16 protein-coding genes and 1 pseudogene are annotated in these 19,316 nt (G+C 64.1%); 11 read left to right on the plus strand and 6 right to left on the minus strand.

Annotation, left to right across the window (positions count from 1 at the left end; genetic code table 11):
* The first annotated feature begins 16 nt into the window (after positions 1 to 16).
* From PY254_RS03585 to PY254_RS03615, 8 genes and pseudogenes are all read left to right on the plus strand, one after another.
* Entirely contained in the window at positions 17 to 1,795 is a 1,779-nt protein-coding gene (locus tag PY254_RS03585) for a copper resistance system multicopper oxidase (RefSeq protein ID WP_281014107.1), read from the plus strand.
* Positions 1,792 to 3,054: a copper resistance protein B gene (locus PY254_RS03590; protein WP_281014108.1), complete on the plus strand. Its 1,263-nt coding sequence runs from the start codon at positions 1,792 to 1,794 to the stop codon at positions 3,052 to 3,054. The genes PY254_RS03585 and PY254_RS03590 overlap by 4 nt, the downstream gene beginning before the upstream one ends.
* A gap of 12 nt (positions 3,055 to 3,066) precedes the next feature.
* A complete protein-coding gene (locus tag PY254_RS03595) occupies positions 3,067 to 3,873 on the plus strand; it encodes a c-type cytochrome (protein WP_345781824.1) in 807 nt (268 codons plus the stop codon).
* An 18-nt stretch (positions 3,874 to 3,891) separates the two neighbouring features.
* Positions 3,892 to 4,209 (plus strand): annotated as a pseudogene (locus PY254_RS18100) (nuclear transport factor 2 family protein); the annotation flags it as partial.
* A gap of 100 nt (positions 4,210 to 4,309) precedes the next feature.
* Positions 4,310 to 4,732, plus strand: coding sequence for a hypothetical protein (locus PY254_RS03600; RefSeq protein ID WP_281014109.1), 423 nt, complete (start codon positions 4,310 to 4,312; stop codon positions 4,730 to 4,732).
* A gap of 80 nt (positions 4,733 to 4,812) precedes the next feature.
* Complete coding sequence (locus tag PY254_RS03605) at positions 4,813 to 6,084, plus strand: TolC family protein (RefSeq protein ID WP_281014110.1); 1,272 nt, start codon at positions 4,813 to 4,815, stop codon at positions 6,082 to 6,084.
* Entirely contained in the window at positions 6,081 to 7,418 is a 1,338-nt protein-coding gene (locus PY254_RS03610) for an efflux RND transporter periplasmic adaptor subunit (protein ID WP_281014111.1), read from the plus strand. The genes PY254_RS03605 and PY254_RS03610 overlap by 4 nt, the downstream gene beginning before the upstream one ends.
* Positions 7,415 to 10,591 (plus strand): efflux RND transporter permease subunit, encoded by a 3,177-nt coding sequence (locus PY254_RS03615; RefSeq protein WP_281014112.1) that lies wholly within the window; start codon positions 7,415 to 7,417, stop codon positions 10,589 to 10,591. The genes PY254_RS03610 and PY254_RS03615 overlap by 4 nt, the downstream gene beginning before the upstream one ends.
* A 336-nt stretch (positions 10,592 to 10,927) precedes the next feature.
* On the opposite strand, the gene bioC is transcribed toward PY254_RS03615, so the two are convergent.
* The 5 genes from bioC to bioB are packed head-to-tail and all read right to left on the minus strand — an operon-like array spanning position 10,928 to position 15,661.
* A complete protein-coding gene (bioC, locus tag PY254_RS03620; RefSeq protein ID WP_281014113.1) occupies positions 10,928 to 11,806 on the minus strand; it encodes a malonyl-ACP O-methyltransferase BioC in 879 nt (292 codons plus the stop codon).
* Positions 11,803 to 12,588: a pimeloyl-ACP methyl ester esterase BioH gene (gene bioH, locus PY254_RS03625; RefSeq protein WP_281014114.1), complete on the minus strand. Its 786-nt coding sequence runs from the start codon at positions 12,586 to 12,588 to the stop codon at positions 11,803 to 11,805. Before bioH ends, bioC begins: the two co-directional genes overlap by 4 nt.
* Positions 12,585 to 13,361, minus strand: coding sequence for a sulfurtransferase (locus PY254_RS03630; RefSeq protein WP_281014115.1), 777 nt, complete (start codon positions 13,359 to 13,361; stop codon positions 12,585 to 12,587). The genes bioH and PY254_RS03630 overlap by 4 nt, the downstream gene beginning before the upstream one ends.
* Positions 13,362 to 13,389: 28 nt before the next feature.
* Complete coding sequence (gene bioF / locus PY254_RS03635; protein WP_281014116.1) at positions 13,390 to 14,595, minus strand: 8-amino-7-oxononanoate synthase; 1,206 nt, start codon at positions 14,593 to 14,595, stop codon at positions 13,390 to 13,392.
* 25 nt (positions 14,596 to 14,620) lie between these two features.
* Complete coding sequence (gene bioB, locus PY254_RS03640) at positions 14,621 to 15,661, minus strand: biotin synthase BioB (protein WP_281014117.1); 1,041 nt, start codon at positions 15,659 to 15,661, stop codon at positions 14,621 to 14,623.
* A 149-nt stretch (positions 15,662 to 15,810) separates the two neighbouring features.
* On the opposite strand from bioB, the gene PY254_RS03645 reads away from it, so the two are divergent.
* Both PY254_RS03645 and PY254_RS03650 read left to right on the plus strand, forming a co-directional pair.
* Positions 15,811 to 16,017 (plus strand): hypothetical protein, encoded by a 207-nt coding sequence (locus PY254_RS03645; RefSeq protein WP_281014118.1) that lies wholly within the window; start codon positions 15,811 to 15,813, stop codon positions 16,015 to 16,017.
* Positions 16,018 to 16,029: 12 nt separating this feature from the next.
* Positions 16,030 to 16,746, plus strand: a complete 717-nt coding sequence (locus PY254_RS03650) for a ComF family protein (protein WP_281014120.1) — start codon at positions 16,030 to 16,032, stop codon at positions 16,744 to 16,746.
* 103 nt (positions 16,747 to 16,849) lie between these two features.
* Here the strand turns inward: PY254_RS03650 and ubiA are convergent, their stop codons facing one another.
* Positions 16,850 to 17,743, minus strand: coding sequence for a 4-hydroxybenzoate octaprenyltransferase (gene ubiA / locus PY254_RS03655; RefSeq protein WP_281015147.1), 894 nt, complete (start codon positions 17,741 to 17,743; stop codon positions 16,850 to 16,852).
* Positions 17,744 to 18,189: 446 nt separating this feature from the next.
* Here ubiA and PY254_RS03660 point away from each other — a divergent pair, with 446 nt between their 5' ends.
* Positions 18,190 to 19,278, plus strand: a complete 1,089-nt coding sequence (locus PY254_RS03660) for a GGDEF domain-containing protein (RefSeq protein ID WP_281014121.1) — start codon at positions 18,190 to 18,192, stop codon at positions 19,276 to 19,278.
* The last annotated feature ends 38 nt before the right edge of the window (positions 19,279 to 19,316 follow it).

Consider the following 19,316-nt stretch of genomic DNA (forward strand, 5'->3'; position numbering starts at 1 on the left):
CGCCATGGAGAGACCCATGAAAATGTTTCCCCCGTCGCCGGCTGATCTGTCGCGACGACGCTTCGTCCAAGGTGTCGCGTTCGGCGGCGCGGTGGCCGGTTTCGGCCTGCTACGCCCCTCGAGCGTCTGGGCGCTGACCAGTCCCGGTTATCCTGCCGTGCTCAGCGGCACCGACTTTGCGCTCGATATCGCCGAGACTGCAGTCAATTACACGGGCGCCGCGCGTACTGCCGTCACCGTCAACGGCAGCGTGCCGGGTCCGCTACTGCGCATGCGCGAAGGCACCACGGCCACGTTACGCGTGACGAACCGGTTGCGCGTGCCCACTTCGATCCACTGGCACGGCATCATTCTGCCGTTCCAGATGGACGGTGTGCCGGGCATCAGCTTTGACGGCATTGCGCCGGGTGAGACCTTTGTCTACCAATTCAAGCTGCGTCAATCCGGCACCTATTGGTACCACTCGCACTCCGGCTTTCAGGAACAGACCGGTCTGTATGGACCCTTGGTGATCGAGCCGGCCGGACCGGAGCGTTACCCGACGGATCGCGATTACGTGGTGATGCTCAACGACTGGACGGACGAGGATCCCCAGCATATCTACGCCAAGCTGAAGAAGCAGAGCGACTACTACAACTACGCGCAACCCACCGTGCCGGATTTCTTCCGCGATGCACGTGAGAAGGGTCTGAGCCAGGCGCTGGCCATGCGCAAGATGTGGAACCAGATGCGCATGAACCCGACGGATTTGAGCGACGTCTCCGGTTTCACCTATACCTATCTGATGAACGGCACGGCACCAGCCGGCAACTGGACCGGCATCTTCCGGCCGGGTGAGAAAATCCGGCTGCGCTTCATCAACGGTTCGTCATCGACGATTTTCGATGTGCGTATTCCCGGCCTGAAGATGACGGTGATTTCGGCTGACGGGCAGGACGTGGTACCCGTATCGATTGACGAGTTCCGCATCTCGGTCGCCGAAACCTATGACGTCATCGTTGAACCGCAGGACGAGCGCGCTTACACCCTGTTTGCCCAGTCGATCGACCGCACCGGCTATGCCCGCGGCACGCTGGCGCCACGGGCGGGGATGCAGGCAGAGGTACCGTCGATGGATGCCCGCGTCTGGCTCGGCATGCAGGACATGATGGGCGCGATGTCGATGGGCGGCATGGAGCACGGCAGCGAGCATGCTGCGATGCCTGATATGGATCACGGCGGCATGGAAGGCATGGCCGGCATGGACATGAGCAGCAAGCCCGCAGGCGGCGCGCCGGTGGTGCGTCACGCACGCACCGAATACGGCCCCGGCGTGGACATGCACGTGGACATGCCGCGGACGAATCTTGATGACCCAGGTCTCGGCCTGCGCGACAACGGGCGACGCGTGCTCACCTATGCCGATCTGCATACCATCGGTGGTCCGATTGACGCGCGCGAACCCAGTCGCGAAATCGAGCTGCATCTGACCGGCAACATGGAACGCTTCATCTGGTCGTTCGATGGGGTGAAATTCTCCGACGCCAAGCCGGTGCATTTCAACACCGGCGAGCGGCTGCGTATTGTGTTGGTCAACGACACCATGATGAATCACCCAATCCATCTGCATGGTATGTGGAGCGAACTGGAGAATGCCGACGGCCAGTTCCAGGTGCGCAAACACACGATCAACGTGCAGCCGGCGCAGCGCGTCACCTATGCAGTTTCCGCCGACAACCCGGGGCGCTGGGCCTACCACTGCCACCTGCTCTATCACATGGAAGCGGGCATGTTCCGCGAGGTGGTCGTGTCATGACCAGCCATCGACATTTCAACTCAGCCAGCGCGCGCCGCTCCGTCTTGCTGACGGCGCTGCTGCTGGCGGCGTTGCCGCTGGTCGCCACGGCACAGCAGGCGTCCGCTGTATCCAGCAGTAGTAAGACCACGATGGACAGCAGCTCCATATCTGGCATGGATCACGGCAGCATGGATCACAGCCTGCACGGCATGGCCATGCCGGCCACACCGACCAGGTCAGCCAAGCCGGTGGTGACGAAGCCGAAGAAAAAGGTTGCTGTTAAGCCTGCTTCGCCCACGAAGACCATGAGCGGCATGTCGGGGATGAATCACGCTGCGATGCCGGGCATGCACCACCCATCAGTGCCGGCGTCCTCCGGTGACACCCGCAGCATGGATCAAGGCGCCATGTCGGGGATGGATCACAGTTTGATGTCGGATACGACGCCAGCGGCCACGCCCGCGGCGCGACACGGCGAATCGGAGAGTATGCAGGGCATGGATCACGGCGCTGCGCCGGGAGCGGCTTCGATGACCGGCATGACGATGGGGCCGATGCAAGGCGGCCGTGCGCCGCCCGATGCACGCAGTCCCGACTATTCCGATGGCCTGAACTACGGCCCCATGGAGCACATGACCATGCACGGCGCCGCACCGTTCGGCATGCTGCTGATCGATCAACTCGAAGCATTCAACGGCAACAGCGGCAGCGGTCAAACCTGGGAAGCTCAAGCCTGGTACGGCAACGACGTCAACAAGTTGTGGGTCCGCACTGAAGGCGATCGCCGCCGTGGCAAGATCGAGGATGGCGACGTCGAGGTCTTCTGGAATCGAAACGTCGCGACGTTCTGGAGCACGCAACTGGGCGTGCGCCACGAACTTGGCGATGGGCCGGCTCGCAACTGGGCCGCGTTCGGCATCCAGGGTCTGGCACCGTATTGGTTCGAGCTGGAAGCGACCGGGTATGTTGGTCCTGCTGGTCGAACAGCCGCTCGCTTGCGCGCCGACTACGAGCTGCTGTTCACGCAGCGGCTGATCCTGCAGCCTGAGTTCGAGGTCAACCTGTCTGGCAAGTCGGATCCCGCGCGGCGCATCGGCCGTGGCGTGTCGGATGCGCAACTGGGGCTGCGTCTGCGCTACGAAATTCGGCGACAGTTCGCTCCATACGTCGGTGTGGTCTGGACGCGGCGCTTCGGCGCCACCGCCGACTTCGCGCGCGACGATCACCACGCCATCTTCGACCGGCAGTGGGTGGCCGGCGTCCGCATCTGGTTCTGAGGGAAAACCATCATGAAACAGCAGATCAAGCATCACAGCATCACCGTCGTCGCGGTTCTCGCCGTGCTGGCGGCAGGTGCCTGGGTCTTCGTCTATTCCGGCCTCTACAACATCGGCGCCGACGACCATCACAGCAAACCCGTTCTCACGCTGCTGCAGACCTTGCGCGATCGATCCATTCTCCTGCGCTCCGCCGACCTCACCGTACCGAACCTGGAAGATCCGCAACTCATCCTCAAAGGCGCCGGCCAGTACGCCGCCATGTGTACCCAGTGTCATCTCAAGCCAGGCATGCAGGATTCGGAGATTCGCCCCGGCCTCTATCCGCAGCCGCCAAATCTGTCGCAGGTGCAGATTGATCCGAAGGTCGCGTTCTGGGCGATCAAGCACGGTATCAAGATGAGCGCGATGCCGGCCTGGGGTGGCAGCCATGATGACGCCACGATCTGGAGCATGGTCGCGTTCCTGCAAAAGCTGCCGGGCATATCGCCCGAGCAATACAAGGACATCGTGGCCAAAGCCCCGCCGGATGACGACATGGACATGGACGAAGGCGGCCATGATCACCGCCACGGCGGCGACGCGGGCGAAGATGCGCATGGCGCCACGCCCATGCAGGAAAAGCAGATGCCCGGCGACGGCGGTCACAGCCATGCTGCGGCGGCAGCGGGTGGTCATGAGCATGCCGAAGCGACTCCGCCAGCGGCCGAGTCGGTGAACGCAACGGCGGCGGAAGCGCCACTGTCACTGGCCGGACTGACGCCGAAGGCCGTGCCCGCCGCCGAAGCAGTGGCAGTGGCGTTCCAGGTGGCACTGTAGCGTGTTGATCGTGCGGCGGTACTTGCGCTGCTGGCACGGGAGGTCAGCGTCAGCGAAGGCGGCCACACGCAATCGCACGACGAGTACGCCAACGGCCATTTGGGAGAGGACATCGCGTTTCTGAAAGACGCAAAAATCACGCCGATCTCGCTGGGCTCGATGCCGATGGGCGACACTGCGATGGTAGGCAGCGAAAGCACCATCACGATCGACTCCAAGGGCAAGCCAGTCACCATGCGCAGCCGCGAAATGCTCACGCTGAAGCAAGTGGATGCCGGCTGGAAAATTGTCACTGTCCAGTGGCAGTCCACACCCGTTACGGAGCAAACACCATGAAGCCTCTGTGTGCGCGGTATGTCATCGCGTGCCCGCGGGCACAGACCCGGATTGACACGCGTCAATTCCAGCACCGGTGCTTTTGAATACACTGAACCGCATGACTCGTCCTTTCCGCCTCCGCTATGTTGCACGTCGCCGCCTTATCTGGCTGGTGGCGTTGCTGCTGCTGTGGCAGCAGGTGGCACTGGCGGCCTACGTCTGCCAGGCAGTGCCTGAGACCATGGGTCAGGTGACCGCGATGGCAGCGGCGCCTGCGATGGCCGCGATGGACGGCCATTGCGCGGACATGTCCGACGCCGCAGTCAGCCCGCTGTGTCACCAGCACTGTGCGCCCGACCATGCCACGCAAGTGGATGCCCGCCCGACGTCGGTACCGCTCAGCGCGTTGACCGCCGTCCCACCGATGTTGATGTCAGTTGCCGTCGTCGCGCTGCAGTCGGATCGCTCGCTGGCGCAACTCGATCAGCGACGACCGTCGCCACCGGTTCCCAGACTGTTGTTCTGCTCACTCCTGGTTTGATCTGACGCGTCGTGGCTTGACCGACGTGGCGGCGTGCCTGCGAGGCACGCCGCGATCACAGATCGACGGAGTGTTTACCCATGTTTTCGATTCCCTTTGGCCGACGCCGGCTGGCGTTTGGTTTGGCGGCGTTTGCTTGCGGAGCTTCGGCCATCACGGCTCACGCCGTCGAGCCAGCGCTGACGTTCGAAGTCGCTGTCCAGCGCGGCGTGGCGCGTGCGCCACAACTCGATGCGCGTGCCGCCGATCTCGCGGCCACGCACGAAGAGGCTGCGCGCGCCGGGCGCTTACCGGACCCTGCGCTGATCTTCGGCATTGCCAACTTTCCGGTGACCGGACCAGGCGCTTTCAGCTTCCGCTCCGATGGCATGACGATGCGCACCGTTGGCCTGATGCAATCCATCCCGTCCGGCGCGACTCGCGCCGCCGAGCGCGGACTGGCCAATGCACAAATTGATGCGGCGGAAGCGAACCGTGTAGGCACCACGCAGACGGTGCACGAGCGAATCGCCGATGCATGGATCGATGCGTGGGCTGCTGAGCGTGCGCGCTCGCTGCTGGTCGAATTGCGCAGCGAGAGTGCGCTGGCGGTAAAGACCACACAGGCGCGCTTGCGCGGCGGCGAAGGCGGTGCGTCTGACGCACTGGCCGCGCGCGCAGCCGCTGCCCTGCTCGACAACCGGCTGGAGGCCGTCGATGCAGAGCTTGCAGCGACCCAAGCCAGTCTGCAGCGTTGGGTCGGTCCGACCGCCGGCGCGCTGGCCGAGGCACCTGACTTCGGCCGCCTGCCGGTCAACGCGGAACGCCTGCAGCGATCCCTCGACGAACAAGCGCCGATGCAGGCATGGGCGGCGCGCGAGCAGGTGGCCCAAGCCGCGCTTGAGCAGGCCCGTGCGGCCAGGCATCCCGACTGGAGCGTCAGCGCCATGTATGGCCAGCGCGCGCCAGGGATGTCAGACATGGTCTCGCTACAGTTCGGTGTCAGCCTGCCGCTGTTCACTCGCAATCGACAGGATCGCGGCATCAGCGCAAAGCAATCGCAGCGCGATGCCATCCAGGCAGATCGTGAAGATGCACGACGCGCCCAGCAGGAAGCCATCGCACGTGCCGCAGCGACCTGGCAAGGCTGGAATCGGCAGATCGAACGCTATCAGGAAACCCTGCTGCCGCTGGCGCGTGATCGTGCGCAGACAGCACTGGCCAGCTATCGCGGTGGCGGCGTGCTGCAACCGTGGCTCGATGCCCGTCGTGACGAGATCGAATTGCGCCTGAGCTACGCCGATGCGCTTGCTGCACGCGGCCGCTTGTGGGCGTCGCTGGCCTATCTACTGCCTTCGGAGGTGACGCCATGAAGCGTCCACTGATTATTTTCACCGCCGTGTTGTTCGCGGCGACACTGCTGCTTGTCGGCTACCTCGGTGGTCGTCGTCAGAACGTCACGACAGCGGCCACCATGGATGCGCCGAGTGCTTCAACGGTCACCGCCAGGAAAGTGTTGTACTGGTACGACCCGATGGTGCCAGCGCAGCATTTCCCCAAGCCGGGAAAATCGCCGATGGGCATGGAGATGGTGCCCAAATATGCGGATGGAGGTTCCGCCGCGCGCGGCGTGCGCATCGATTCGGCCACGGTGCAGAATCTGGGCATCAGGACGGCGTCGGTCGAGCGTCGTGTCTTGTCGAGCGCGATCCTAGTACCCGGCACCATCACCTGGAATTTGCGCGAGGCCTCAACAATCAGCGCGCGTGTCGATGCGGTGATCAGCAAATTGCAGGTGCGCGCGCCGTACACGAAGGTCACCGCAGGCGAACCGCTGGCCGATCTACTGGCACCGCAGTGGAACAGCGCGTTGGCCGAATACTACGCGCTGCAGCAAGCACAGTCTGCTGACGCGAAGGCGCTGCGGAGTGCTGCACGAGAGCGGTTGCGGGTGCTTGGTCTGACACCGGCGGACATCCGCAGTGCCCATCGTGGAAGCGGCGCCACGATTACCTTGCACGCGCCGCGGGCCGGCGTAGTCACCACGCTGGACGTGCGCGAGGGCCAGCGCGTCAGTGCAGGACAGACCTTGATGACATTGAATGGTCTGGCCACGGTTTGGGCCGAAGCCGCCTTGCCACAGGCGGCAGCGGGAAGCGTTCACAGCGGCACGCCGGTGATGGTCACCACCGATGCGCTACCCGGCCAGGAGTTCCACGGCCGCGTCGAAACGTTGTTGCCGGATATCGACAGCGCGACCCGCACCCAGCGTGCGCGCATCGTGCTGGCCAACCCGGACGGTCGCCTGAGCCCGGGCATGTTTGTCACGGTGCAATTGAGTCCGGCATCGGGAGCGGCGGTGGCGGTCGTGCCGGACGATGCGTTGATCTCGACCGGGCAGCAGACGCGGTTGATCGTGGCCGATGCGCAGGGCCGCTTCCATCCGGTCGCCGTGCGCATCGGACGCTCGTCAGGCGGTTACACCGAGATTCTGGAGGGCTTGCACGGTAACGAGAACGTGGTTGTTTCCGGACAGTTCCTGATCGATTCGGAGGCCAGTTTGTCCGGCGCACTGGACCGCCTGAATGACGCTCAGCTGGAGCCTGCCAAAGCCGGCAGCGCTCACGCTCCGGCAACATCACATGCCGAACACGCCGGGCACACGATGCCCATGGAACACACGGAACACCCCGGAGCCAAGCCATGATTGCCGCGCTGATTCGTGCCGCGATCGCGAATCGCGTGTTCGTGTTGCTTGCGGCATTGGTGCTCGCGGCTGTTGGCGTGTTCTCGGTCATGCGTACGCCGGTAGACGCTTTGCCGGATCTGTCGGATACGCAGGTCATCATCCGCACCAGCTGGGCCGGGCAATCGCCGCAAGTGGTCGAAGACCAGATCACCTATCCACTGGCAACCACGATGCTGTCAGTACCCGGCGCCAAGACGGTGCGTGCCTATTCGTTCTTTGGCGACTCCTATGTCTACGTGTTGTTTGACGACAGTACGGACTTGTACTGGGCGCGCTCGCGCGTGCTGGAGTACCTGAGCCAGGTGCGTAACCAACTCCCGGCCGGGGTCAACCCGTCGCTAGGACCTGATGCCACGGGACTGGGCTGGATCTACGAGTACGCGCTAGTCGACCGTACCGGTCAGCATGACCTCGGCCAGTTGCGCGCGCTACAGGACTGGTTTTTGCGTTACCAGCTGAAAACAGTGCCGGATGTCGCCGAGGTCGCGAGCCTGGGCGGTATGGAGCGGGCGTGGCAAATCGTTCCCAATACGCAGGCGCTCGCCGCACGGGGCATCACCGTGGCGCAACTGGTGGACGCGGTACGCAGCGCCAACGGCGCCAACGGCGGCTCGGTGATCGAGCAAGGTGAGGCCGAGTTGATGGTGCGTAGTGAAGGCTACCTGCGTACGCGCGAGGACTTCGAGAGCGTACCGATCACCACCAATGCGAACGGCGTGCCCACGCGGTTGCTGGATGTCGCCACGGTGCGACGCGGACCGACTTTCCGTCGCGGTATCGCCGAGCTTGATGGGCAGGGCGAAGTGGCTGGTGGCATCGTCGTGTTGCGCTCGGGCAAGAACGCCAAGGCCGCGATCGAGGCGGTCAAGCTGAAGCTCGACGATCTCAAACGCAGCCTGCCGCCAGGCGTCGAAATCGTACCGACCTATGACCGCTCGCAATTGATCGATGCCGCGGTGGAGAATCTGTGGGGCAAGCTGCTTGAAGAGTTCCTGATCGTTGCGTTGGTCTGCGTGTTGTTCCTTGGCCATTTGCGTTCGGCACTGGTAGCCGTCGTTACCCTGCCGCTGGGCGTACTGACGGCGTTCATCGCGCTGCACCTGCAAGGCGTGTCGGCCAATCTGATGTCGCTGGGCGGTATTGCCATTGCGATTGGTGCGATGGTCGATGCCGCGGTGGTGATGATCGAGAATACGCACAAACATCTGGAGCATTGGCGCGACGCGCATGCCGGTAACGAGCCCCAAGGCACGGCACGCTGGTCGCTGATCGGGGAGGCCGCTGCCGAGGTGGGGCCGGCGCTGTTCGTCAGTCTGCTGATCATCGCGCTGTCGTTCATTCCGGTGTTTGCGCTGGAAGGGCAGGAGGGAAAACTGTTCAAGCCGCTGGCCTTCACCAAGACCTACGCGATGGCGGCGGCCGCCGGCCTGGCAGTGACTTTGGTGCCAGTGTTGATGGGCTATCTGGTGCGCGGACGCATTCGAGCGGAACACGAAAACCCGCTCAACCGAGGCTTGATCGCGATCTATCGACCGGTTCTGGAAGCGGTGTTGCGCTACCCGAAGGCAACCTTGGTGCTGGCCGGTTTGTTGATGCTCACCGCGCTGGTTCCGCTCAGCCGGCTTGGCAGCGAGTTCATGCCGGCCATGGATGAAGGTAGCTTGCTGTACATGCCCACCGCCTTGCCCGGACTTTCCGCCGGCAAGGCAGCGCAGCTGCTGCAGCTGACCGATCGCATGATCAAGACCGTACCCGAGGTCGATCACGTGTTTGGCAAGGCCGGCCGCGCCGATACCGCCACGGACCCCGCGCCGATGGAGATGTTTGAGACCACCATCACCTTCAAGCCGAAAGACCAGTGGCGGGCAGGCATGACCATGGACAAGCTGAAGGTCGAACTCAACAACGCCGTACGGGTACCCGGCCTGACCAACCTGTTCGTGCCGCCGATCCGCAACCGCATCGACATGCTGGCGACCGGTATCAAGAGTCCGATCGGCATCAAGGTGCTGGGTGCGAATGTCGACGCGTTGCAGGCGGTGGCCGACCAGATCGAAGTGGTGGCGCGCAAGGTGCCGGGCGTGAGTACGGCGATTGCCGAACGCGCGGCCAACGGACGCTACGTCGACGTGCATATCCGCCGTGCCGACGTGGCGCGTTACGGCTTGTCCCAGCAACAGGTGCAGGAGCTGATTGCTACGGTTGTCGGTGGAGACCCGATCGGACAAACGCTGGAAGGGCGCGAGCGCTATCCGATCGTGTTGCGCTATCCGCGTGCCGAGCGTGATTCGGTGGCCGCTCTGCGTGCGTTGCCGATCGTGGCAGCCAACGGTGCGCAGCTGACCCTGGCGCAAGCTGCCGATATCCGAGTGGTAGCCGGGCCGCCGATGCTCAAGAGCGAGAATGGGCAGCTGGCGACCTACGTCTACGTCGACACCGCCGGCCGCGATCTGGGCGCGGTGGTGACCGATCTGCAACACGCCGTGGCGCAGCAGGTGAAATTGCCCGCGGGGGTCACCGTGGCGTGGTCGGGCCAATTTGAATATCTGGCGCAGGCCATGCGTCGTCTGACATTGGTGGTACCCGTGGTCCTGCTTTTCGTCTTTCTACTGATCTACGCCGTGTTCCGGCGCATGAGCGAAGCGGCGCTGATCATGGCCAGTGTGCCGCTGGCCCTGGTTGGCGGGCTCTGGCTGATCTGGTTGCTGGGACACGCCGTGTCAGTGGCGACAATGATTGGCTTCATCGCCTTGGCGGGCGTGGCTGCCGAGTTCGGCGTGGTGATGATGCTGTATTTGCGCCACGCGTGGGATCGCCAATTGACCCTGGACCCACGTTCAGGTGTTGCCGAACTCGACGATGCGATCCGCGAAGGTGCGGTGCAGCGCGTAAGGCCGAAGGCGATGACCGTTGCCGTCATCATGGCCGGACTGCTGCCGATCCTGCTCGGTCACGGCGCTGGCTCCGAAGTCATGCAACGTATCGCCGCGCCGATGGTCGGCGGCATGCTCACGGCACCACTGCTGTCGATGCTGGTACTCCCGGCAGCGTTTCGTCTGTTGATGCTTCGCCGGCTGCGCGCACAGGCAAGACAGAACATCGTTCCTCAATCTCAATGGCAAGGAAACTGACTGATGAAGGTGGTCCACGCTGCTTCTGGTACTCACTGGTACTCACTGGTACTCACTGGTACTCAGTGGTACTCAGTAGTGCGCTGATGGTGATGCAGGCCCCGTTGGGTGCGCGGCAGCGAGATCGAAACGCGCCTGGTCTGCAAGACGCCGCCCCGGCCGCCGGGGTGCAAGCCAGCGGTGTCGCGAGGGCGATCGCAGTGGCGAAGCCACCATCACGCCGCGGCACGGGACGACCGTTGCCGTGGGCTGGACGCGGCAGACCGGTGCGGTCCTCAAGGTCGCCAGCGGCCGCTTGCCTGCACAAACCTTGTGGCGAGATCTATTTGACGGGATCTACTTTCGCCGTGACCCACGCAGTGAATCAAGCGAGAACGTCGCCACTTCGCCGCCGGGCACGCGGCGTGGCTGGCCCACGGGCGGCCCCCACGCATGTGCGCTGACGACTTCCCAGGTCGCCGGGATACGGCCGTCCATACGCATCGCTTCGTAGGTAGCCAGCATGCGCTGGTAGCGCGCACGACCGGTGAGGCCGCGTGAGCGGGCGCGGTCGGCGTTGGTGGCGCCGAGGCCTTGCAGCTCTTCCAGCAACTTGCGTGGTTCGCTGTAGGTGAGGGTGTAGCGGAACACGTCGAGCACCGGGTCGCGCAGCCCAGCCGTGAGCATGGCGTCGCCGACGTCGTGCATGTCGAGGAAGCGCGCCACGTGTGCTTGCTGGTCGGCTTCGGCCCACGCCGCGCGCAGTTCCATCAAGGTGTCCGGGCCGAAGCTGGAGAACGCCAGGAAGCCGCCGGGTTTCAGCACGCGCATGCATTCACCGAACAGCGCGGGCAAGTCGTCGACCCACTGGAAGCACAGGTTGGAGAACAGCACGTCGACGCTGTGATCAGCCAGCGGCAGCGCGGTGGCTTCGGCGCAGACGCGACGGAATGGCTTGCGCCAACTGCTGTGCTGCTTCGCCGCGCGCAACATCGGCAGGGCGAGGTCGATGGCGATGACTTCAGCCTGGGGATATTTCTGCTTCAACAAGGCGGTGCCGCGGCCGGTCCCGGCACCAACATCGACGACACGCATTGGCGAGTCGAGATAGAAGCTTAGCCGTTCGATCAGCGCGTCACTGACTTCGCGCTGCAGCGCATCGTGCTGTTCATAGCTGTTGGCAGCGTGGCCAAAGTTGCGGCGCACGCGTTGCTGGTCAAGTTGAAAATCGCTCATCGAACCTGCTCAAGGGAGGAAGCAGCCAGCAACGGCTGCAGCGCCTGCACGACGGCGTCGGCATGGCCAAAAAACGGCGCGTGGCCGGCTTGCTGGATCTCAGTGTATTTACCGCCACACTGGCTGGCGGACCATGCCATCGCCTGTGGCGGCACCAGTCGGTCGCGTCTGCCACTGATCCACGCACTGCGTACGCCCAGGTCAGGCAGCGCGGCGCGGCGGTCGCTGGTTTCCAGAATCCGGATGCCTTCCTGCAGCACGCGCAGATCGGGCTCGCCGCGGGCGAACACCAGTTCGCGCAGATGGCGCAACTCAGCGCGTGGGTCGGCGCTGCCCATCGCTTCCAGCGTCAGGAAGCGTTCGAGCGTGGCGTGATAATCGGCTTCCAGATCACTGGCGAGCTGATGCACCAGTGGCGCATCACTGCCGTTCGGCCAGCTCGCATCGCGCACGAATTTCGGCGTGGCACACAGCATGACCAGGCCGCGTACCTGGCGTGGCAATTCCAGTGCGGCGGTGAGCGCGATCAGTCCACCCAGCGACCAGCCCAGCCAGATCGCCGGCGGGGTTTGCGCGGCAATGGCGGCAGCGCAGGCGCGCGGTTCCAGCGGCAGGCCGCAGTCGCGTGAATAGCCATGGCCGGGCAGGTCGACCACATGCATCGTGCACTGATCTTCCAGTGCCTCGACCAGCGGTTCCAGCACGCCGCCGTGCATTGCCCAGCCATGCAGCATCACCAACTGGGTCGGGCCCTGCCCGCGCTTGTCGATGTACAGACTCACGGCGTGATTTCCTTGCCGTCGCGGCGCGGCGCGGGCATCGGCACGTCAGTCGGCGCCAGCTTGCTGTCTACCGCAACACGCCCATCAAACACGAAGCAGTCACCTTGCCAGTGCGTGCCGTCGGTGTCTTCCAGATATTTCAGGATGCCGCCTTCCAGCTGATAGACGTGCTGCATGCCCAGTTCCTGCATGTGCAACACCGCCTTCTCGCAGCGGATGCCGCCGGTGCAATACGACACCAGGGTCTTGCCTTCGTAACGCGCGCTGTCGGCGGCGATGGCGGCAGGGAAGGCGGTGAAGCTGGCAATGCGATAGTCGACGGCCTGGGCGAACTTGCCAAGATCGGTTTCGTAATCGTTGCGCGTATCCAGCAACACCACTTCACGGCCATCGTCGTCGTGACCCTGATCCAGCCAGCGTTGCAGGGTTGGTGCATCCACGGCAGGCGCGCGGCCACCTTCGGGGCGGATCGCGGGCGCTTGCATGGTGATGATCTCGCGCTTCAGGCGCACCCGCATGCGACCGAACGGCACGCTGTCGGAAAGCGATTCCTTCGGCGCGATATCGGCGAAGCGCGGGTCCTCGTGCAGACTGGCCATGAAGCCGTCGATCTGCTCGCGGCTGCCGGCGAGGAACAGGTTGATGCCTTCCGGCGCCAGCAGGATGGTGCCCTTCAAGGCCAACACCTCGCAACGCTCGAGCAGTCGCTCGCGCAGCGCCGGCAGGTCGTCCAGGCTGATGAACTTGTAGGCGGAGATATTGACGATCGACATGTGCGGGAGTCGGCAGAGCAGCCGCTGATTATACGGCTTCGCCGGGGCCGACCCTGGACGGCGGGTCGAGCTTCAGCGTTTCCAGTACCTGCAACAGGCGCTCCACATGTGCCTCTTCGTGTGCCGCCGACAGCGTGATACGCAGCCGCGACTGACCGGCGGGTACGCTGGGCGGGCGGATCGCGGTGACCAGCAAGCCTTGTTGTTCCAGTGATTGCGCGGCCGCCAGCGCGGCTTCGGCGCTGCCCAGCAGCAGCGGTTGGATGGGGCTTTTCGATGCCGCCAACGGCAGGCCCAGTTCGCTGGCGCCGCGGCGAAATTGGCTGATCAAGGCCGTCAGTTTCTCGCGCCGCCAGTCTTCGCGCCGGGCTAGTTGCACTGATTCCAGTGCGGCCGCCGCCAGTGCCGGTGGCATCGCGGTGGTGTAGATGTAGGGACGCGCGAATTGGATCAGGCCTTCGACCAAACCGCCCGAGCCCGCAACGAAGGCGCCACTGCAACCCAGCGCCTTGCCCAGCGTGGCCATCAATAGCGGTACCTCCTGCTGGCCGAGCCCGGCCGCGCTGACGCTGCCCGCGCCGTCGGCACCGAGCACGCCGAAACCGTGCGCATCGTCGACCATCAAGCTGGCGCCTTCAGTGGCGCACAAGGCCGCCAGTTCGGGCAAGGGCGCCACGTCGCCATCCATGCTGAACACGCCATCGGTGGCGAGCAGGGCCGCGGCATCCGGGTTGGCGGCCAACTGGCGGGCGGCAGCTGGCACGTCGCCATGCGGATAGCGTTTCAGTTCGGCGCCGCTGAGCTTTGCACCGTCGAGCAGGCAGGCATGATTGAGCTTGTCCTGCACGCACACGTCGCCCTCTTTGAGCAGCGCCTGCAACACGCCGAGGTTGGCCATGTAGCCGGTGGAAAACAGCAGGGCGCGCTCGCGCCCGGTCCACGCGGCCAGCGCTTCTTCCAGTTCGGCATGTTCCCGCCGATGGCCGCAGATCAGGTGCGCCGAAGTACTGCCGACACCCAGTTCGCGGGCGGCGCGGGACAGCGCTGCGACCAATTGTGGATGTTGTGCGAGACCGAGGTAGTCGTTGCTGCAGAACGACAGCAGACGCCGATTGCCACTCTCCAGCCAAGGTCCATCGGCATGCTCGATGATGCGCAGGCGGCGCAACAGCCTGGCGTGCTCACGTGCGGCCGTGTGCGCGGCAAGGCGTTGCAACAGGTCGGTGCGGGCCATGCTCAGGCTATCGCGGGCTGCGCGCTCACGCCGCCGCGCTGCAGCCGCAGCCACTTCCACAGGTGGTTGAGCTGTCACTGATATCGGCGTGGACCGTACCGGTGGATTCGTGCACTTCCATCGGATGCAGGTCGAGCCGGCGGAACAGGGCACGATCCGCTTCCACATCCGGGTTGCCGGTAGTCAGCAGTTTTTCGCCGTAGAAAATCGAACCGGCACCGGCGAAGAAGCACAGCGCCTGCACCGCATCGTCCATTTGCTGACGGCCGGCAGACAGCCGCACGATCGACAATGGCATCAGGATGCGCGCCACCGCAATCGCGCGCACGAACTCGAACGGGTCCAGCGGTTCAGCATTCGCCAGTGGCGTGCCGGGCACCGGCACCAGCTGGTTGATCGGCACTGATTGCGGATGCTCGGGCAGGTTGGCCAATGCCTGCAGCAGGCCGGCGCGCTGCTCGCGCGTTTCACCCATGCCGATGATGCCGCCGCAGCAGGTTTTCAGGCCGGCGCCGCGCACTTGTTCCAGGGTGACCAGCCGGTCCTGATATTCACGGGTGTGGATGATTTCGCCGTAGAACTCCGGCGCCGTGTCGATGTTGTGGTTGTAGTAGTCGAGGCCGGCATCCTTCAGTGCTTGCGCGTGACCGTCGCCAAGCAGGCCGAGGGTGGCGCAGGTTTCCAGGCCCAGGTCTTTCACCGCGCGCACGATCGCAGCGACCCTGGGAATGTCGCGATCCTTCGGTCCGCGCCATGCCGCGCCCATGCAGAAGCGGCTGGCACCGGCGTCCTTCGCGGCGCGTGCGCGCTGCAGCACGTCATCGATTTCCAGCAGCTTTTGCGCTGCCACCCCGGTGTCATAGCGCGCTGCCTGCGGGCAGTACGCGCAATCCTCCGGGCAGCCGCCCGTCTTGATCGACAACAAAGTCGACACCTGCACGGCGTTCGGATCGTGGTGCTCGCGATGCACGGTGTGCGCGCGGTGCAGCAGTTCGTTGAACGGCAAGGCGAACAGCGCGGTGACCTCGGCGCGGCTCCAGTCGTGGCGGACGGCGGTTTCAGCCATGGAAGGGCAACTCGCTTCAGGGGCAAGCGCGAGAGTTTGGAAGTCGCCCTTGATCGTGTCAACCAGATGAACGGTTTAGGAGTTGACGAGACGCGAGCGCCTGCCTGCCGCTACCATCGGCCTACGCCAGAAAAATCGGGAGTCGTCGGATGAGTGAGGGCCAGGGAAGTACGGGCAACGTGCTCGCGGCGATCTGCAGTTTTTTCATTCCGGGCCTTGGCCAGCTGGTGCAGGGGCGATTGCTCAAGGCCTTCATCATGTTCGTGCTGGCGGCCTTGCTGTGGATCGTGCTGCTCGGCTGGCTGGTCCACCTGTGGTCGATTCTTGACGCGGCGATGTACAAGCCAGCGCGCTGATTTTCGATAGACATGGGCTTTCTGGCCATACCATGGCGTCGATTTCGGCGCTTCGTGCTGCCGCTGCGTTGCCTGTTGTGCAACGCGTCTGGCGAGCACGATATCGATTTGTGCAGCGCCTGCGCCGCCGAGCTCCCACGCAACAGCAGTTGTTGTGCGCGTTGTGCGCTACCGCTGGCGGTGCCGGCGGCACTGTGTGGCGAGTGTCTGCGCAGCCAGCCGCCATGGGACGCCGCCTGGGCGCCATTCCGCTACGGCTGGCCGCTGGATCGACTGGAATCGCGCTACAAGTTTTCCAGCGATCTTGCCGCCGGTCGGGTTCTGTCCACCCTGTGGCAGCGCGAGCGGCCCCCGCTGAACCTGCCGCAATTACTGTTGACGGTGCCGCTGCATCGCAGCCGTCTGCGTCGTCGGGGTTACAACCAGGCACTGGAACTGGCGCGGCCACTGGCACGTTCGCTTGGCCTGCCGCTGCGACATGACGCGTTGCTGCGTCGTCGTTCCACTACCGCGCAAACCGAACTGGATGCGATCGCGCGTCGTCGCAACGTGCACGGCGCCTTTGTGCTGCGCGAAGGCGTTGCACTGCCGGCGCATGTGGCGATCCTCGATGACGTAATGACTACCGGCGCCACGCTCGCTGAGTGCGCGAGGGTATTGCGCCGTGGCGGTGTTCAGCGGATCGACGTGTGGGCGCTGGCGCGGGCGCCGTCGAGGAGGAACGAGTAGAGGAGCGAGAAGTGAGAAACGAGCAGTGAGAAACGAGAGAGCTGCGCGTTGCACTGAAACTACTCGTTTCTCGTTTCTCGTTTCTCGTTTCTCGCTTCTGCTATCAGCGCACCGCCAGTGCCAACACGATGCCAATCCACACCGTCAGGCCGAGCCAGTTGTTGTGGCGGAATGCGGCGAGACAGGCTTCACGGATGCGGTCGCGGATCAGCCAGTGCTGGTAGCCGAACAGGCCGGCAGCCGCCAGCAAGCCCAGCCAATACGGCCAGCCCAGTGCCGCGCGCTGGCCGACAAAGACCATGGTCAGCAGGAAGGTGCCCATCAATACGCCAAGAATCGGCAGGTCGGCATCGCCGAACAGGATCGCGGTGGATTTCGCCCCGGCCTTGAGATCGTCCTCGCGATCCACCATGGCGTATTCCGTGTCGTAGATCACCGACCACAGGATATTGCCGATGAACAGCAGCCAGCCCAGCGGCGGCACCGTGTTCGTTACCGCAGCGAATGCCATCGGAATCGACCAGCCAAACGCCGCGCCCAGCACCACTTGCGGCATGTAGGTGAAACGCTTGGTGAACGGATACAGCGCGGCCAGCGCCGCGCCGGCGAACGATAGCTCGATGGTCAGCTTGTTGGTGAACAACACCAGTACGACCGCCACGGCGAGCAGGGCGCCAAACACGATCAAGGCCTCGTTCGGTGTCACCCGTCCGCTGGCGATCGGTCGGCCCGCCGTGCGTGCCACCAGCGGATCAAGCTTGCGGTCGGCATAGTCATTGATCGCGCAACCTGCCGCACGCATCACGAAGACGCCCAAGGTGAAGATGATCAACGGCTTCCACGGAGGGAAGTCGCCAGCCGCCAGCCATAGCGCCCACCACGTCGGCCACAGCAGCAGCAATGCACCGATCGGCCGGTCCATGCGGGTCAGCACCAGGTAATCGAGTGCCTTCTCGCGCTGTTTTGCGGGCAGCTTCTGCAACAGCCATTTCAGCACCCGGGTCGCGCGGGTCGAGCTGTCTGCTGGTTGCGCGGCCGGCTTGCGTGTCGGCCGGGCTGTGCCGGGGCGTGGTCGCACCGCCGGGGACGGCGAGGCGGCTTTTCCGGATTTTCGCTTGCGGGAAGTCGGTGCCATCTGCGCAGTTTAGCGTGGCTCGCGCCCCCGGGTTGCGGCATGGCGCACGCAGACGCAGTGGCAGCCGAGCCAGCATGGATTGTGTGAGCTGCGGCCACGCACGCTTGTTGTACTCTCGATACTTTAAAGCTGGCCACTTTTGTGCCGATAACCGTCACGAAGCGGCCACACCTTGACGGTCGCCAGCGCGCAACTGCCGGGTGCGCAGAATCTCGGCGTGGGTGAGGTCGATGGTTGCCAGACAGCATAATGATGCAGATGTCACGTCGGATCACGCTGGCGCACCAGCCAACGCCGTGAAGGCGGGCATGGGCGACGTGGGATTGGCTGATGCCCCGACGGCGGGCCCCATTCCGCCTGCGCGCCTGTTCGATGCCATGGCGGCGCTCACCCGGCCACGTGAGGCGGACGCGCTGGATTGCAGCCTGGTGCTTTCACTGGCCGAGCTGACGTCCGCGCAGCATGTCGTGCTGGCTCGCCAGGCTGCCGAAGGCGCTTATGTGGAAACCATCGTGCACTGCAGGCCCGATCCCACGGGTGGCTACAGCGTGCAGTTGATGGACGTGAATGAAAGCGATCCCGCTTTGAAACTGCTTTATCGATGCCTGCATCAACATGAACCGCAGACGGCCTTGATCCAGGGGCTGCACCGCCTGGTCGTGCCGATCCTGTGCGACGACAAGGTGATCGGTGCGATGCAGGTGGACAGTGCCGTGTCGCCGCAGTCGAGTCGTCCGCTGATTGACGGCTTTGCCCGCGTTTACGCGAACTATTCAGCGCTGCTCCACGAGAGCGAGCGCGACAAGCTCACTGGCTTGTACAACCGGCGCAGCCTTGATCGGCAGTTGCATCGGATGCTGCAAAAACTTGCCGCCGCGGTACCGGAGCCGCCGCTGCCGCCGACCGTGAGCGTGGAACACCGCCATGCGGCAACGCCGGATCGGCAGCAGGTCTGGATCGCGATTCTCGACATCGATCACTTCAAGCGGATCAATGACAACTACGGGCACATCTACGGTGATGAAGTGATCCTGCTGCTCGCCCAGCAGATGCGCGCGTGCTTCCGTCGTTCCGATGTGTTGTGCCGTTTTGGCGGCGAAGAATTCGTCATTCTGTTCAATGCCTCGGATGAGACGGTGGTCAAGGCGACGCTTGAGCGTTTTCGCCAGCGCATGGCCAACTATGTGTTTCCCCAGGTTGGTACCGTCACGGTCAGCATCGGCTACGCCAGCGTAGGTCAGCAGGACTATCCCGCCGGTGCGCTGGATCGCGCCGACAAGGCGCTGTACTACGCCAAGCAAAATGGTCGGAATTGCATTCATGGCTATGAGGCGCTGCTCGCCCGCAACCTGCTGGTGGAGGACGTCGTGACAGCGGGCAGCATTGACCTGTTCTAGGTCATGCCAGCAGCGCAGTTCGTTGCCACATCGCTGGC

The organism is Rhodanobacter sp. AS-Z3, from assembly GCF_029224025.1.
Classification (GTDB): domain Bacteria; phylum Pseudomonadota; class Gammaproteobacteria; order Xanthomonadales; family Rhodanobacteraceae; genus Rhodanobacter.

Coding starts and splice junctions, on each gene's coding strand:
- PY254_RS03585 (WP_281014107.1), top strand. CDS start 17: ATGAAAATGTTTCCCCCGTCGCCGGCTGATCTGTCGCGACGACGCTTC.
- PY254_RS03590 (WP_281014108.1), top strand. CDS start 1,792: ATGACCAGCCATCGACATTTCAACTCAGCCAGCGCGCGCCGCTCCGTC.
- PY254_RS03595 (WP_345781824.1), top strand. CDS start 3,067: ATGAAACAGCAGATCAAGCATCACAGCATCACCGTCGTCGCGGTTCTC.
- PY254_RS03600 (WP_281014109.1), top strand. CDS start 4,310: ATGACTCGTCCTTTCCGCCTCCGCTATGTTGCACGTCGCCGCCTTATC.
- PY254_RS03605 (WP_281014110.1), top strand. CDS start 4,813: ATGTTTTCGATTCCCTTTGGCCGACGCCGGCTGGCGTTTGGTTTGGCG.
- PY254_RS03610 (WP_281014111.1), top strand. CDS start 6,081: ATGAAGCGTCCACTGATTATTTTCACCGCCGTGTTGTTCGCGGCGACA.
- PY254_RS03615 (WP_281014112.1), top strand. CDS start 7,415: ATGATTGCCGCGCTGATTCGTGCCGCGATCGCGAATCGCGTGTTCGTG.
- bioC (WP_281014113.1), bottom strand. CDS start 11,806: ATGAGCGATTTTCAACTTGACCAGCAACGCGTGCGCCGCAACTTTGGC.
- PY254_RS03630 (WP_281014115.1), bottom strand. CDS start 13,361: ATGTCGATCGTCAATATCTCCGCCTACAAGTTCATCAGCCTGGACGAC.
- bioF (WP_281014116.1), bottom strand. CDS start 14,595: ATGGCCCGCACCGACCTGTTGCAACGCCTTGCCGCGCACACGGCCGCA.
- bioB (WP_281014117.1), bottom strand. CDS start 15,661: ATGGCTGAAACCGCCGTCCGCCACGACTGGAGCCGCGCCGAGGTCACC.
- PY254_RS03645 (WP_281014118.1), top strand. CDS start 15,811: ATGAGTGAGGGCCAGGGAAGTACGGGCAACGTGCTCGCGGCGATCTGC.
- PY254_RS03650 (WP_281014120.1), top strand. CDS start 16,030: ATGGGCTTTCTGGCCATACCATGGCGTCGATTTCGGCGCTTCGTGCTG.
- PY254_RS03660 (WP_281014121.1), top strand. CDS start 18,190: ATGGGCGACGTGGGATTGGCTGATGCCCCGACGGCGGGCCCCATTCCG.